The organism is Mesorhizobium sp. M4B.F.Ca.ET.203.01.1.1 (assembly GCF_004791025.1).
In the GTDB taxonomy this organism is placed as follows: domain Bacteria; phylum Pseudomonadota; class Alphaproteobacteria; order Rhizobiales; family Rhizobiaceae; genus Mesorhizobium; species Mesorhizobium abyssinicae.
In genome coordinates, this window is record NZ_SRUO01000002.1 from 204,348 (window position 1) to 219,468 (window position 15,121).

At 61.6% G+C, this 15,121-nt stretch carries 12 protein-coding genes and 3 pseudogenes; 6 read left to right on the forward strand and 9 right to left on the reverse strand.

The features are described 5' to 3' along the window. The first annotated feature begins 92 nt into the window (after positions 1-92). A pseudogene (locus EN846_RS04415) lies at positions 93-799 on the forward strand (Crp/Fnr family transcriptional regulator). Here EN846_RS04415 and EN846_RS04420 read toward each other — a convergent pair. Further along, positions 796-1,011 carry a DUF1858 domain-containing protein gene (locus tag EN846_RS04420; protein WP_127284777.1) on the reverse strand — a complete coding sequence of 72 codons (216 nt, stop codon included), beginning with the start codon at positions 1,009-1,011 and terminating at the stop codon, positions 796-798. The pseudogene EN846_RS04415 and the gene EN846_RS04420 sit on opposite strands and share 4 nt — an antisense overlap. 345 nt (positions 1,012-1,356) lie before the next feature. Next, positions 1,357-1,510: pseudogene (locus tag EN846_RS04425) on the reverse strand (FAD-binding oxidoreductase); the annotation flags it as partial. Positions 1,511-2,218: 708 nt separating this feature from the next. On the opposite strand from EN846_RS04425, the gene EN846_RS04430 reads away from it, so the two are divergent. Next, on the forward strand, positions 2,219-3,970 hold the full coding sequence (locus EN846_RS04430; RefSeq protein ID WP_127308712.1) for an adenylate/guanylate cyclase domain-containing protein: 1,752 nt from the start codon (positions 2,219-2,221) through the stop codon (positions 3,968-3,970). Positions 3,971-4,227: 257 nt separating this feature from the next. Here EN846_RS04430 and EN846_RS04435 read toward each other — a convergent pair whose 3' ends face one another. The 5 genes from EN846_RS04435 to EN846_RS04455 are packed head-to-tail and all read right to left on the reverse strand — an operon-like array spanning position 4,228 to position 9,796. Continuing rightward, on the reverse strand, positions 4,228-5,259 hold the full coding sequence (locus EN846_RS04435; RefSeq protein WP_127308713.1) for an extracellular solute-binding protein: 1,032 nt from the start codon (positions 5,257-5,259) through the stop codon (positions 4,228-4,230). A 25-nt stretch (positions 5,260-5,284) separates the two neighbouring features. Continuing rightward, a complete protein-coding gene (locus EN846_RS04440; RefSeq protein WP_127284784.1) occupies positions 5,285-6,091 on the reverse strand; it encodes an ABC transporter permease in 807 nt (268 codons plus the stop codon). Continuing rightward, positions 6,081-7,007, reverse strand: coding sequence for an ABC transporter permease (locus EN846_RS04445; protein ID WP_127284780.1), 927 nt, complete (start codon positions 7,005-7,007; stop codon positions 6,081-6,083). Before EN846_RS04445 ends, EN846_RS04440 begins: the two co-directional genes overlap by 11 nt. Continuing rightward, the gene (locus tag EN846_RS04450) at positions 6,991-8,136 is read right to left on the reverse strand and encodes an ABC transporter ATP-binding protein (RefSeq protein WP_127308714.1); all 1,146 of its coding nucleotides are present in this window, start codon (positions 8,134-8,136) and stop codon (positions 6,991-6,993) included. The genes EN846_RS04445 and EN846_RS04450 overlap by 17 nt, the downstream gene beginning before the upstream one ends. Position 8,137: 1 nt before the next feature. Further along, positions 8,138-9,796: an amidohydrolase gene (locus EN846_RS04455; protein ID WP_127390795.1), complete on the reverse strand. Its 1,659-nt coding sequence runs from the start codon at positions 9,794-9,796 to the stop codon at positions 8,138-8,140. 158 nt (positions 9,797-9,954) lie between these two features. Here EN846_RS04455 and EN846_RS04460 point away from each other — a divergent pair, with 158 nt between their 5' ends. Further along, positions 9,955-10,686, forward strand: a complete 732-nt coding sequence (locus EN846_RS04460) for a GntR family transcriptional regulator (RefSeq protein WP_127282681.1) — start codon at positions 9,955-9,957, stop codon at positions 10,684-10,686. A 133-nt stretch (positions 10,687-10,819) separates the two neighbouring features. Next, entirely contained in the window at positions 10,820-11,716 is an 897-nt protein-coding gene (locus EN846_RS04465; RefSeq protein ID WP_187331230.1) for an aminoglycoside phosphotransferase family protein, read from the forward strand. A 66-nt stretch (positions 11,717-11,782) separates the two neighbouring features. Here the strand turns inward: EN846_RS04465 and EN846_RS04470 are convergent, their stop codons facing one another. Beyond that, a complete protein-coding gene (locus EN846_RS04470) occupies positions 11,783-12,697 on the reverse strand; it encodes a LysR family transcriptional regulator (protein ID WP_127308715.1) in 915 nt (304 codons plus the stop codon). 93 nt (positions 12,698-12,790) lie between these two features. Here EN846_RS04470 and EN846_RS04475 point away from each other — a divergent pair, with 93 nt between their 5' ends. Both EN846_RS04475 and EN846_RS04480 read left to right on the forward strand, forming a co-directional pair. Continuing rightward, positions 12,791-13,819 carry an NAD(P)-dependent alcohol dehydrogenase gene (locus EN846_RS04475; protein WP_210213976.1) on the forward strand — a complete coding sequence of 343 codons (1,029 nt, stop codon included), beginning with the start codon at positions 12,791-12,793 and terminating at the stop codon, positions 13,817-13,819. Positions 13,820-13,976: 157 nt separating this feature from the next. Next, positions 13,977-14,336 (forward strand): annotated as a pseudogene (locus tag EN846_RS04480) (TetR family transcriptional regulator C-terminal domain-containing protein); the annotation flags it as partial. A gap of 37 nt (positions 14,337-14,373) precedes the next feature. Here EN846_RS04480 and EN846_RS04485 read toward each other — a convergent pair. Beyond that, complete coding sequence (locus tag EN846_RS04485) at positions 14,374-15,108, reverse strand: ribonuclease activity regulator RraA (RefSeq protein WP_127308717.1); 735 nt, start codon at positions 15,106-15,108, stop codon at positions 14,374-14,376. Positions 15,109-15,121: the final 13 nt, after the last annotated feature.

The window sequence follows — 15,121 nt, forward strand, 5'->3', positions numbered from 1 at the left end:
GACGACGGCGAACAGATGGCATCACTTGTCGATGGGCGGTCGTCCGTGACACAGTCTGGAATCGGATTGTTGAAGCCGGGGAGGAATGGCAGTTGGCAAGCCTCGATCGATCGCTGATTGCCGGGTTGTTGGTCTATCGAGGGCATGACTACCGCGGATCTCGATCGAATAGTCGGGCAGGCGAAGTCGATGCGGATCGCTCGGGACCAGCCGGTTTTCGAGCAGGAGCAGGAAGCACATTCCTTTTTCCTACTGCTGGACGGCCACGTGCGCGTGGTGAAATCGACGCCCGACGGTCATGAGGTGACGGTGCGCTACATAAGTCCAGGAGAACTGATGGGCATCGCTTATGCGCTTGGCCGCACCACCTATCCAGCGAACGCAATCGCCGCCGTCGATTGCGTGGTTCTGGCCTGGCCAAGCCATCTCTAGGCCGACATTCGCTGCCAGTTTCCCGAGCTTCAGCGCCAACACCTACAAGGCTGTCGGCACAAGGCTCCAAGATGCCCATGCGCGTGTCATCGAGATGGCCACCGAGCAGGTGGACCAGCGCGTCGCCCATGCGCTGCTCAAGCTGGTCAAGCAGACTGGCAAGAAGACCGTAGAAGGAATTCTCATCGACTTCGCCATCTCACGACAGGACATTGCCGAGATGACGGGCACGACACTCCATACGGTGAGCCGGCTGCTGTCGGCATGGGAAGACCAGGGATTGGTCAAAAGCGGGCGTCAAAAGGTGACCGTAGTCGAACCTCACCGGCTCCTTCTGATCGCGGAAGGCCGTGCCGAGAAAAGCTAGTCGGGGTCGGAATTCTCTATCGCCGCCTGCAAATCACTATTGAGTTGTTCCTCGTCCAGATCGTGCTCCCGTGCTGCGTCGGAAACGGTGTGGAACGAAGCAATCGGGCAGCCGACGCAAAGCATGCCGTGCTGTAGCAGGACCCGGACGGCGGCCGGCGACCCGTGCATGATTTCGTCCATCGTCGCATCGTCGTTGATCTTGCTTTTCATGCCGCTTGCTCGCGTCTTGGAAGCGGGTATCTTGCATCCTCTTTCCGGGAGGCTCGTTGCGCTGAGACAAAGAGCAAGCAGCTTGCTGCACCCCCTCGCGTCTGAACTACGCAGATCGTCGACCGCGTCAGAAACGGCTTGGCCGTCCCAATGGTTACGAAGCGGTTCGCCAAAATTCATTCAGGAAGCAGATCCGGCCACTCAGCGACCGTTTTTCCTCCACGCAATGGCAGCTTCGCGCCTGATATCGGCCGATGCGGTAAGGTTTGGCGTTTCCCAAAAGAGGTCATTGCTACCGGCCTTGGGGAGGCCAATTGTGATCAATTCAGATCGCTGGGCCGCGCCGCTGAAGCGATCGATCCTGAAATCATCGAGCGGCGTTTCGTTACGACCGGTCGTAATGAGTTCGGCCATGGCATCGCCGACGGCCGGACCGAGTTGGGCCGTGTCCGCAGAAGCCGAAGGCGTGGAACAGTCCCGGCGTCGTCGCCGAGCATCCATGACCGGCAGCCTATCCCGCACATCCCTCGCAGTACTCCTCCTGATACTTGGATTCGCCAGGCCATACGAGAGAATACGAAGGAAAGGGTTGGCTAACCACCCGCTAACGTATTGATTTTCTGTAGAAAACGATGGCCCTCCAGCCTGACATGACCATTGATTTCGCACGCGAAAAATGCGTCAATCTGGGGCGTGACGGTACTCTCTCCAACGGCCAAGGGCGCAGGCGGGCGCTACAAGGTGGCGTAAAATTGGCCGACTGCTGCCGATAGTTGCCGAAACCTCAAAAAATTTTTGCGGCATTTTTTGTCTTTGAAATTAATAGCGTAATTTTTTTACGGCCTTCATGCCGGAATTGTAGCAGACCAGGAAATATTGGGCAGTAATTTCAATGGGTTATACGCCAAGTAAATAATCGAGTGGGAGTAGGGGTCAGCGTAGTCTGGAGTGCTCCATAAATCCGCTTTTGTGCAAGAATAAACGATAGCGGAACGTTCAACCTCCAAGGTCTGATGTCGTGAGCCGACCCCAAGTCGCCCTTCGGCAGCATCCGCGATCGGACCACAAACCACGCCATGTGAGGAAGCCAAAAGGACGTGGTGAGTTGATCGCTGCTGGCGTCGGCACTGCACGCTCGCATTCGCGGTAGGACTAGCATACGCTCGCCGTGCCGAAGCTTCGACCTATGGGCAGGCAGGACACAGGCATGGAGCGACGCCTCACCGCAATTCTTGCTGCCGACGTCGTCGGCTACAGCCGCCTCATGGGAGCCGACGAGGTTGGCAGGCTTGCACAGCTGAAGAGGCTTCGCGCTGAAGTGATCGAGCCCAAGATCACAGCATCGCACGGACGCATCGTCGGTTCCGCTGGCGACAGCCTTCTTGTCGGATTCGCCAGCGCAGTCCACGCGGTGCAGTGTGCGGTCGAAGCCCAGGAGGGTTTGGCCGCTCTCAATGCAAGTTTGCCCGAAGACAAGCGCATGACTTTCCGCATGGGAGTGAATTTGGGCGACGTGATTGCACAGGACGATACGATCTACGGTGATGGCGTGAACATCGCCGCGCGGCTCGAGAAGCTTGCAGAACCTGGCGGCGTCTGCGTCGCGAGCAACGTCTACGAGCAGGTCAAAGGCAAACTGGACTATGCCTACACCGACCTCGGCAGCCATCAGGTCCACAACATCGTGGAGGCGGTGCGCGCCTATCGGGTCAGTCGAGCAAAACCCACTTCGGCATTCTCGACACGGGACACGCTGACGCTTCCCGAAAAACCGTCCATCGCGGTCTTGCCATTCGACAACATGAGTGGCGACCCCGAGCAGGGCTACTTCGCTGACGGCATGGTTGAGGAGATCATCACCGCGCTGTCCCGGACGCGCTGGCTGTTCGTCATCGCGCGCAACTCGAGCTTTACCTACAAGGGGCGGGCAGTGGACATCAAGCAGGTCGGACGCGAGCTTGGTGTGCGCTACGTGCTTGAAGGGAGCGTGCGCAAGGCGGCGAGCAGGATTCGCATCACCGGGCAGCTTATCGACGCGACAACGGGAGCACATCTATGGGCCGACCGTTTCGACGGCGGGCTGGAGGACGTTTTTGACCTGCAGGAGGAAGTCACCCGCAGTGTCGTTGGAGCGATCGCTCCGAAGCTGGAACAGGCAGAGATCGAGCGGGCCAAGCGCAAGCCGACCGAGCACCTTGACGCTTACGACTACTATCTGCGCGGGATAGCAAGCCTCCACCAGTTGACCAGGGAATCCACCGCAGACGCCCTTCAGTTGTTTTACAAAGCCATCGAACTCGACCCTGAATTTGCCTCGGCATACGGCATGGCCGCCTGGTGTGCCGTCATGCGCAAGGCCAACGGCTGGATGACGGATCGCAAGCAGGAAACCGCCGAAACCGAGCGCCTGGCTCTGAAGGCCGTGGATTTGGGCAGGGATGACGCGATCGCTCTTTCCCGCGGCGGGACCGCGCTCGCCTACGTCGTGGGCGACAATAATAGCGGGGCAGCGTTCATTGATCGCGCGCTTGCGCTCAATCCGAACCTGGCTACCGCGTGGCTATTCAGCGGCTGGGTCAGGGCCGACCTCGGCGATACGGAAACTTCGCTCCGGCACCTGGCGACCGCGATACGCATGAGCCCAGTCGACCCGCTCATGTTCGACATGCAGAATGCGGTTGCGGTGGCTCATCTCTTCGCTGGTCGATTTGAGGAGGCATCATCTTGGGCTGAAAGGTCGTTGCGGGAAAAGCCCGACTTTTTGGGGTCGTTGCGCTTTGCCGCTGCAAGCTATGCTCACGCGGGCCGAACCGAGGATGCGCAAAAAGTGGTGAGCCGAATGCTCGCCCTCGATCCCGGCCAACGAATTTCCAATCTCGCCGACGTCGTTTCAACTAGCCGTCCGGCCGATATGGCTCTGCTTGCAGAAGGTTTGCGAAAGGCGGGGCTGCCGGAATAGCGCTGTCAGGCTGGCGCATCGATCGCGAGTTGGTAGTTATGACGTGGGCAGCCTGGTGGCACGATGTCGCCGCCAGATAGCAACCAGATCCGTCATGTCGGCGGCCCTCGCGACCAATGGGGTTGGGGTTTCGATTAGCCCAAGCGGCGCAGGCGATCGCTCATTGGCTGGAAGTCACGTGTGCCTGCCAGGGGTCCCCGGATAATTGAGATTCGGGGGCTCCGGCGGAGAATGGGTCTCCGCCGGAGCACGCAACATCACTTCATCAGGTCGGTCCAGATACGGGTATAGAGTTCGTCGACCTCGGCGGGGCAGACTTCCTGCCAGCCGCCGGCGGCAATGTACTCCGCCGGAATGTTCAACTCGGGCGCGGCCTTGATGTCGTCGCGCATGAATTGGGTCGAGCCCTTGATGCCGTTGGCATAGGTCGCGAAGTTCGAAATCAGGGCCGCGTTTTCAGGCGCCATGATGAAGTTCAGGAACTTCTTGGCATTGTCCGGATGCGGCGCGTCGGCGAGAATTGCTACGCTGTCCATGAACAGCGAATAGCCTTCCTTGGGGAAGCCGAGCTTTATGTCGGCATTGACCTGCCGCGCCCGGAATGCGGCGCCATTGTAGTAGAGCTGGGCCAGCGTATCGCGGCTGTCCATCTTTTCGATGCCGTAATCCATCGAGACCCAGGACTTCTTGGCTTCAAGCAGCTTGTCTCGAACCTTCTTCAGCAGCGCCTTGTCTCCGGTGCACCAAGTGCCGCCCACGTACCGGATGGCGGCATAGAGAACATCGTTCTTCTCGGGCACGACATTGATCTTGCCCTTCAGTTCCTGCGGCGGATCGAGCCAGATTGCGCTGGTGTTGATGTCACCCTTGTAGACGGAAGTGGCAACGACCGGCCCAGTCATACCCCACTGCCACGGCACAGAGTAATGACGGCCCGGATCCCAGCTGACATTCACCCAGCGTTCGTCGACATTCTTGAAATTCGGCATCTGGTCGGGCCGCGATTCAAGGAGGAGCCCCTCTTTGATCCAGATCGGCACGAAATTGGCCGACGGAACCACCATGTCGAAACCCGAGCCGCCCGCCCTGACCTTGGACAGCGCGGTATCGTTGGAGTCGTAGTCCGTCACCGTGACCTTGATGCCGGTTTCCTTCTTGAATTTTTCCAGGAGTTCCGGGCTGGTGTAGTTGCCCCAGTTGTAGAGGCTCAATTCTTCCTCCGCGAGGGCCGCTGAACTTGCTGCCGCGAGCAGCATCGCCGATGTCAGCGCCGTCAATATGGATCGCATGCTTGTCACTCCTCTGTAAGGTTGCTTATTTTTTGCGGTTGATCAGATGCACGGCCGTCACCAGAAGGATCGAGGGCACCAGAAGCATGGTGGCGGCAGCATTGACTTCGGGGGTCATGTCTCGACGGATCTGACCCAGCATGTAGGTCGGCAGGGTTTCCTGTCCGCCGGACTTCACCAGATCGGTGATGACGACATCATCGAGCGAAATGACGAAGGCCAGCATGAAACCCGCTACGATGCCGGGCGCCAGCCTCGGAAGCGTCACATGCAGGAACGCCTTCCACGGATCCGCATAGAGATCGGCTGCCGCGGTTTCGAGGGTCAGATCCATGCCTTCCAGCCGAGCGCGGATCGGCAGATACGCAAACGGGATGCAGAAGGCCGTGTGCGCCAGGACCAGATAGCCGGTGCCCGAGTAGCCGGTTGCCGACTTGACTGCGGCGAACACGATCAGAAGCGAGATGGCCGTTACGATTTCAGGAACGATCAGAGGCTGGTTGATCAGGGCGTAGGAGACCAACTGCCCGCGATAGGCGTCGGTTCGGGTCATGGCAATGGCAGCCATCGTGGCCATGACGGTCGCCAGGACGCCGGCCACGGTGGCAAGAAACAAAGAGAAGAGGGCTGCGTTAATGATCAGGTCGTTGTGCCAGGCCTTGACGAACCAATCGAACGAGAAGCCGCCCCAGACGCCGAGCGAGGAGGTCGCGTTGAAGGCGAACACGACGAGGATGAGGATCGGCAAATAGAGAGCGACGATCGCCAATCGCGCAATGATGCTGAAGCCTGGCTGCGCCTTCAAATCGAATGCGTGCTGACTAGCCGCCATGCGCATTCTCCTTACCCGAACTTCCGCGGATGTAGATGATGAGCGCCACTGTCACGATCACCAGGAGGCAGATGGACAGTGCTGCCCCGAGGGGCCAGTTTCGACCCTGACCGAACTGCAGTTCGATCAGGTTGCCCATCATCATGTTCTTTCCCCCGCCCAGGACGCGCGGCGTCACATAGGCGCCGATTGCGGGGATGAAGACGAGGATCGATCCGGCGATCAGGCCCGGCTTGCAGGAGGGGATGACGATATGCCAAAGCACCTTTGAGCGCGTCGCATAAAGATCGTACCCTGCCTCAACAAGGTTGAAATCCATCCGCTCGAGGCTCGCATAGATCGGCAGCACCATGAGCGGCAGGTAGACGTAGACGAGCCCCAGGAGAACCGCCCCGTCCGTGAAAAGCATCTGCATGGGCTTGTCGATCAACCCGGCCCAGATGAGGATGTTGTTGACCGGCCCCTGATTGGACAGGAGGCCCATGATCGCGAAGGTGCGGATCAGAAGATTGGTCCAAAAGGGGATCGTGATCAGCAGCATCCATTGGGACCGGACCTGCTCGGGCCGGGTGGCGATGTAATAGGCGGTCGGGAAGCCGATGAGCAGCGTGGCCAGCGTCGCTACCAGTGCCAGTTTGATGGAACGCCAGAAGATGATGAGATTGGCGTCGGCCAGTACGAGCGTGTCGTCAAAGGGATCCCGCTCCACAAAGACATTCGTCCAGCCGTCGAGGCTGAAGTGACCGAGCGCGACCCCGCCGAAGGCACCCTTTGCCATCACCGAATAGACAAGCATCACTGCAAGCGGCCCGACAGAGGCGATCACGATGGTCGCTAGCGCCGGCGCCTTGAGCAACCAGCGGCGCCGGCCTTCGGCGGTTCGGCGTGTGGCCGCCATCTCAGCGATGCTGGACATGGTCGCCTCCGAGCAGCCGGGCGCTATGGCTATGGATTCGCAGCCATACCTGTGTGCCGGACGTCCTGATTTTCTCTTGTTCCGGGCTGTTGGTCAGGCGGGCCGTGAAAGTCGAACCGTCGTTCAGGCGCAATTGAAGGCGGGTGTCCGTCCCAACGAAAACCTCGTCCTCGACGACTGCAGGAATGCAGTCCGATGACGGGGAGTCGAGGACGTCGACATGTTCCGGGCGGATCAGGACCTGAACCGTCCCGTCGCCGGAAGTTCCGGCTTTGCCGTAGGCGGTAGCGACAGCGCCAGCAATTCTGACCTGGTGAGCATCCGCAGCCGCCTGCCCGACAAGCCGGCCGCTCAGAATGTTCGATTCGCCGATGAAGTCGGCGACGAACCTGTCCACCGGAGCGTTGTAGATTTCCCGCGGACGGCCAACCTGGAGCACCCGTCCACGGTTCATGACGGCAATGCGATCGGACATTGCCAGGGCCTCCTCCTGATCGTGCGTCACGAAGATAAAAGTGATGCCGGTTTCGGTTTGGAGCCGCTTCAGTTCGACCTGCATTTCCTTTCTCAGCTTGTAGTCGAGGGCCGACAACGGTTCATCGAGCAAAAGCACTTCCGGTTGCGGAGCCAGAGCGCGGGCCAGGGCGACACGCTGCTGTTGCCCGCCGGAGATTTCACTGGTCCGCCGGTCGGCAAGCGTTTCCATCCGCACGAGTTTCAGCATCGCGGCCACGCGATCCACGCTCCGGGACTTCGTCCAGCCCAGCATTTTCAGTCCGAAACCGATGTTCTCGGCGACAGACATGTGGGGAAAGAGTGCGTAGTTCTGGAAAACCGTGTTGATGGGCCGCCGAAACGGCGGAAGCGCCGCAATGTCCTTGCCGCGGAGCAGGATTTGTCCATTGGTCGGAAAGTTGAACCCGGCGATCAGCCTCAGAAGGGTCGTTTTTCCGCAGCCGGACGGACCCAGCAACGTAAAGAACTCGTTTTCGGCAATGTCGATCGACACATCGTCAAGCGCCAGAAAGGCCGAAGCGCCGGTCCCATAACTCTTATGCAGGCCGATCGCCTGGACCGCCAGGCGACGATCGGCGGTTTGCGGCTGGATGGGTTGGGACAATGCCAGCATATCAGGCCTCGAAGGTCACGCGACCGCCGCAGACGGTGAGTGCGGGTGAGAGGGTGTTGATCTCCTCGGGTGAAACGGCCTCGATATCGCCGGATAGGAGGACAAAATCGGCGAAATGACCGGGTTTGAGTTGTCCCTTCCGGTCCTCCGCGTGTTCGGCATAGGCGCCTTCGATCGTGTAGGCCGCAATCGCCTCGTGGACGGTGTAGCTCTGGTCTGGCAGATGCGGCGCCCAGGGCTTGCGGTTGACGGCCGCGTGGATGCCAGCCAGGACATCAATTCGCGCCACCGGCCAATCCGACGCGAAGACAACATGGGCTCCCGCCTGCTTTAAGGTCCGCCAGGCATAGGCAAGCGGCCAGCGATAGGGCCCGATGCGGGTCTTGGCCGGTTCAAGCGGGAAATCCATCACGCCTGGGGGATGCGCCGGCTGCATGGATGCGATCGCGCCAAGGGCAGCAAAGCGCGGAATGTCGGTGGGCTGGATGACCTCGATGTGCTCGACCCGGTGGCGCGCGTCCCGCGGGCCATTGGCCTTCACGGCGGCTTCATAGCCGTTCAGGACCGAGCGCACCGCGCCGTCGCCGATCGCGTGCACGGCGATCTGCAAACCGCGCCGGTCCGCCTCGATCGCCATTTCCGTGAATTGGGCCTGGGTGAAGAGCGGTTCCCCGGTGAAGTCGGGCCTGTCAGCATAGCCGTCGACGAGATAAGCGGTGTAGCCTTCGATCACGCCGTCATAAAACGCCTTCACGAGACCGGAATTCAGCCAGTCTCCGCGATAGTCGTCATTCATGCGGGACGCCTTTTCCAGCATGGCCACCGTCATGAAGTTCTTGAAATGGAAGGGAACCTTGACGCGGCAGAGCAGGGCGCCCTGTTCCTGGATCTCGGTGAGCAGTTCCAGCGTGTAAAGATTTCCGTCCATGTTGTGGATCGACGTGATCCCGTGCCTGGCGCACCAGGCCAGGGCGGCTTTTATGGATGCCCGGTCCAGCGCCCTTTCCTCTGGCGTTGGCGGTTCGGGCGGCTCGCCTCCCGTGGAAAGCCCCAGCGACGAACGAAAGGTGCCGGCATAGACATTGACCGGTCCGAAGGCCTCGACTTCGCGCAGTTCGCCGGTGGCGAGGGCGTCCCCGCCCATGACCACCTCGTTGCCGGGCCCCAGTGCCTTTCCATGGAGAAGCCCGACTTCCTTGAGCAGTATGGTATTCGCCCACATCGTGTGATGGTCGAAGGCCACGAAGGCCAGCGGCCGGTCATCGAGAATGCTGTCGAGGAAATGCCGGTCGATCGGCCTGCCGTCGAGCATGTCGTAATCGGCACCTTGGCAGAAAAGGACCTTCGCCTCCGGATTTGCCGCCGCGTGAGCCCGCACTTTGTCGCGGATCGCGGCTTCACCCTTCGTGCCCGTCAGCAACAGGTCATTGAGGATGGCGCCGCCGCCAAACACATGCATGTGCGCTTCGATGAAGCCCGGCAGCACGCTTCGGCCGGCAGCGTCGATTATCCGCGTCGAATTGCCGGCAAGCGGCAGCACTTCGGTTGCGTCGCCAACAGCGAGGATTCGTCCGTTGGCGATTGCCATCGCAGAAGCCGTCGGCCGGGTCGGGTCCATGGTCAGAATTCTTGCGTTCGTGACCACCATGTCTGCTTGCATCAATGACGTTCCCCCAGCCTGCCCAATTCCCCTTTCGGGTAGGGCAGCAATTGACTACGCTTTTTGCATACTTTGTTGTATACAATATGCGCTTGCGAATGCGCGAGTCAACCGGTACCTATTTGCCGCGTTGACGCCAGCCGGTGTTAGGAGCCCCGATGAACGACGTTGCCCGCGGCCATTTGCGTCAGTCGACCTATGAATCGATCAAGGCGATGATCGTGACCGGGCAGCTGTCACCGGGTAGGCGAATTACGGAACTCGAGCTCGTCGAACAGCTTCAGGTCAGCCGGACGCCGGTGCGCGAGGCGCTCAATCGATTGGAGCGTGACGGGCTTGTGGTCGAACGTCCCCGCACCGGATTTGCGGTGGTTCAATTTGACGAGACGATGCTTCGGAATGTGTTCGACATCCGGGCTGAGCTGGACGCCTATGCGACGACCTTGGCGATCGCCCGCATCACCCTCGATGAAGTGGAGCTGCTGCGCGGCTTGGTCGCGGACTGCGAGCGCCTGGCGCAAACCGATTCGGCTCCTCGCGCCCGGCTGGAAGAGATGCAGACCGGCATGGAAATCCATCGCGCAATCGCGCGATTTAGCGCCAACGCCATGCTCGCGGAAATGCTGAACGGACTTTTGGACAAGTGCCAGGTCTATGTCTGGATGGAGTTGACCCAGTTGAACGACTGGAAGGCGGCGCGTGACGACCATCACATGATCGTTGAAGCGATCGCTGCCGGGGACGCCGACACGGCCTGCCGCGAATCCCGCCGTCATATCCGGCAATCGAGGGATGGCATCCTGGACCTCATGCTCAGGCAGCGCGATCTGCGCGACCTGTATCTATCCCGGACCGAGGAGTTGCAGACGCGGCCGGGTCTGGCTGTTTAGGCTTCGCAAAATTGACGTTTCTGCTGGTGTCATCTGCCGGGACATCTGGCGCTGTGTGACGTGGCGGATGCGGACATGCCATCGACGCTTGTCCCGCCATTCGGCGAAGAATTGGCAGGGAGACGCCAGCACCATGATGCACTCGGACCAGATCCATATCGATGCGGATATCGTTCGCGCGATGGTCTTCGACCAGTTCCCGGAGCACCGCCACGAGAAGATCGAGCAGCTTGGCGCGATCGGTACGGTCAATGCAATCTTCAGGATCGGATCGAGTGTAGCGGCAAGATTCCCGCTGCGTGCGATGGCGCCTGTCGAGTGCGCCAATATGCTGCGCAACGAAGCCGCGGCCATGACCGAGTTTGCCGCGCATTCTTCGGTTGCCTGTCCTCGACCGCTCGGGCTTGGTCAACCGGGCCCGCTCTATCCGCTGCCTTGGGCAATGCAGAGTTGGATAGAAGGTGACGTTGCCACGCACGATGGGCTTGCTGCTTGCGCGACCTTCGCACGCGACATTGCCAGGCTGATTGCGGCGCTGCGGGCAGCGACCACGGATGGACGTCGTTTTGATGGGCAAGGGAGGGGCGGCAGTCTTCCGGACCACGACGAGTGGATGTCGATCTGTTTCAACAACAGCGAGGGTCTCCTGGACGTGTCTCGGCTCCGTCGCATCTGGGCTCGGCTGCGTGAACTGCCGCCGTCCGGTCCCGACGTTCTGGGCCATCGCGATCTTATTCCGGCCAACCTGCTGGTGCGTGGGGACCGCCTTGTTGGTGTGCTCGACTGCGGCAGCTTCGGACCGGCCGACCCGGCCTTGGATCTTGTCGCCGCATGGCATCTTTTTGATCGCAGTCGGCGCGAAACCGTGCGTGCCCATCTTGGATCAAGCCAGCTCGAGTGGCAGCGCGGAGCGGCATGGGCCTTCCAGCAGGCGATGGGCCTGGTCTGGTACTATCGGAGCACCAACCCCGCCATGAGTGCGCTTGGCCGCTCGACGCTCTCCCGCATCATCGACGATCTGGAAATCTGATCCGAACCTGGGCGTCGTTCGGGCCTAAGTTCCTTCACAAGCGCAGGGAACCTGCGTAGCGGCAGCTCATGACCGCTCGTGCAGCAAGGCGGCGTGGGCGACCAATGCATCGATGATCACGCGCATGCGCGGCGGTACGACGCGGCCGGCGCTCCACAGCAGGTGGATGGGGGCAGTGTCCACGGCCGAGCTCATCAGCACTGGCACCAGCTCGCCGCGACGCAAGCTGTTGCCGGCGAGCCAGTCGGGCAGGAAGGCAATGCCGCAGCCGGCGACCGCCGCCTGCAACAGCGCATCGCCGTCGCCGATCATCAGCCTGGCTTGCGGCTGGTAGAGCATGGTTCCGTTGCCATCGGGCAGTGGCCATGGGTTGATGAAGTCGCGCCGGCCGTAGACCAGCAGCGCATGCTGGGCCAGCCCTTGGATATCGGCGGGTGTCCCGGCCGTGGCCAGGTAGGCGGGGCTGGCGCACAACAGCGAACGCTGCGTGCCCAGCCGTCGGGCGGTCCGTGAGGCATTGTCCGCGAGAGGGCCGAGGCGCACGGCGAGGTCGATGCCGTCGTCGACAAGGTCGGCGCGGTGGTCATCGAAGCCGATCTCGAGCCGGAGCGCCGGATGGTCCTTGGCCAGCCCGAACAGCACCGGCGCCACCCAGCGGCGGCCAAAGGCCAGCGGCAGAGCTAGCCGCACCACGCCCGCCGGCGCCTGTCGCCCGGCGGCGATGACGTCCTGTGCCTCGCTGAGCCCCGCAAGCGCGCGCCGGCAGGCCTCGTAGTAGATCTCGCCGTCGGCCGTCAGGCTCAAGCGGCGGGTTGTCCGGTTGAGCAGGCGCACGCCCAGCCGCTGCTCGAGCTGCAGCACCTTGCGACCGACGGCCGATTTGGTCAGGCGTAGCCGCGCCGCCGCTGCGGTAAAGGTGCCCGCATCGACGGCTTCGACGAAGGCGAGGGCGCCCCCAAGGCTGCCAGCTATGAGGCTCATTGTATATCCAATCGCAACGATCTTCCGACAAATTCGCACCATTGTAGCTGAATGCGCGATGGTAATACAGGCCGACAGGGTTGGAGATGCGCAATGGATGACATGACTGAAGCCTGGCGCATGACCGGGTTTGGGCTCGACAAGCTGGTACGCGGGGCGGTGCCGTTGCCGTCGGTCGGCCGGCGCGCGCTGTTGGTCGCGGTGCGCGCGGTGGCGCTCAACTTCAAGGACCTGCTGTTGATCGATGGCAAGTTGCCGGCGATGTCGCTGCCCTTCGTGCCGGCGTCGGACGCGGTGGGCGAGGTGGTCGCCATCGGGTCTGAAGTGACGCGTTTCCGCGTCGGCGACCGCGTGTTAGGGCAGGTGATTGCCGACTGGGCCGACGGCGATGGGCCGCCGGTGTTGCACAGACAGACGCTGGGGTTGTCGCTGCCGGGCGTGCTGGCGCGCCACGTCGTGTTCGGCGAGGACGCCGCCGTGCCGGCGCCGGCTTCGCTTGGCGACGAGGAAGCAGCGACTTTGCCAATCGCGGCGCTCACCGCCTGGTCGGCGTTGGTCGAGTCCAGACGGTCGCGGCCGGGCACGACCGTACTTATCGAAGGAACCGGCGGCGTGGCGCTATTTGCACTGCAATTCGCGCTGGCCTTCGGGCAAGTCCCTATCCTGATGTCGCGCCACGCCGACAAGCTCGAACGCGCCCGGATGCTAGGGGCAAGGCTCTGCGTCGACGCCGGCGCCAACCCCGACTGGACCGCACAAGTGCGGACGCTTACGGGCGGGCGCGGGGTCGACCATGTACTGGAGCTGATCGGCGGCGCCAATCTGCGGCGATCGATCGAGACAGTGGCAGCCGGCGGACTTGTATCCCTCATCGGCCAACTGGCGGGTACCGAGCTGTCCGTGCCGACACCGGTGCTGACGCGCAACCGCATTACGCTGCAGGGCATCGCCACGGGCTCGCGACGGCAGTTCGAGCGCATGAATGTGGCAATCGAGGCGCTGGGCGTCAGACCGGTGATCGATGCCGTCTATCCCTTCGAGGCGGTCCACGAGGCTTTCGAGCACCAGCGGCGCGGGCCGTACGGCAAGGTCGTGGTCAGTCTGGGCCAAATGCCGAGCTAGACAGGCATCCCACCCTGATCGTTTTCGCGACGCCGTTGCAGAGCTTCCCTTACCGCGCGCACGACATCAGCGTTGTCGGGAAAGTATCCCTTGCGCCTCGATGTCACGACCTGACCGGCCACCGCGACCTGGAATACGCCCCCTTTGCCGCGCTGGTCTTGCGCCCCGGCAACGACTGCTGCGGTACCTGGACATCATCTCGGATCGGCTCGCTGCCGATGGCTATGTGCGGGGCTGTCTGATCGGCGACTTCAGCCTGGAGGTGGTCCAGGAGAGCGAGCCGCTGCGCCAACATCTCGTCGCGATGTACCGGGAGTGGCTTCAGCCCTTTAGCGACTGCATCGCGGAGGCCCAGGCTGCCGGGGAAATCGACAGCACGTTCGCTCCACGGGATCTGGCGGAGTTTCTTCTTGCCTCCTGGGAAGGCGCGATCCTGCGCATGAAAGTGGAGCGTTCCGGCGAACCGCTCCGACGGTTCAAGGACATCGCCTTCGCTACCGTTTTTGGTCCGCCATAATTTTCCGATTTGACACTAAGGGGTGGCAAGAACGTCTTCAGGATCTGGCTTTTCGCCACTCCTCGTACTCTCCGCGGGCATCGTCATGCAGCGGATAATAGCGTTGCAACGACCCGCCCTGCATGAGCTTTTCGCGCGAGAATTCCTCCCAATCGTGATGCTTCTGCGCCTCTTCGATCACCTTCGCGGCCATTGCGACGGGAACCACCACCACCCCGTCATCGTCGGCAACAATGATGTCGCCGGGGATCACCGTGACATTGCCGCATGCAATCGGAACGTTGACGGCATTGGGATAGATGCTGGTCTGCACATGGTAATTGGGCGTCCAGCCGCGCAGCCATAGGGGCAGATCGAGCTTCTCGACATTGGGCCGATCGCGCATGCACCCGTCGATGACGATGCCAGCGCCGCCTCTGCCCTTGAAATAGGTCGACATCATATCGCCGAAGACACCCGAACTCATGTCACCGCGCGCGTCGACCACGACCACATCGCCCTCCTGAGCGTGGTAGAGCACGTGCCGGTGCAATTGCGTCTCCGGATCGGCATATTCTCCCTCGTTGAAGAGGTCGGGCCGCTGCGGCAGGAACTGCAGCGTCAGCGCCGGGCCGACGATCGACTTGCCGTGGTTCTGCGCCACCGGACCGACCATATGCGGATTGCGGAAGCCCATGTGACCAAGCGTGCCGGCAACGGTCGCGGCACCGATCTCCCTCAGCGCGTCGATCAGGTCCTTGGACGGCCGGGTGATGTCGGGGCTATGCGTCATGGTGGACTCCGGT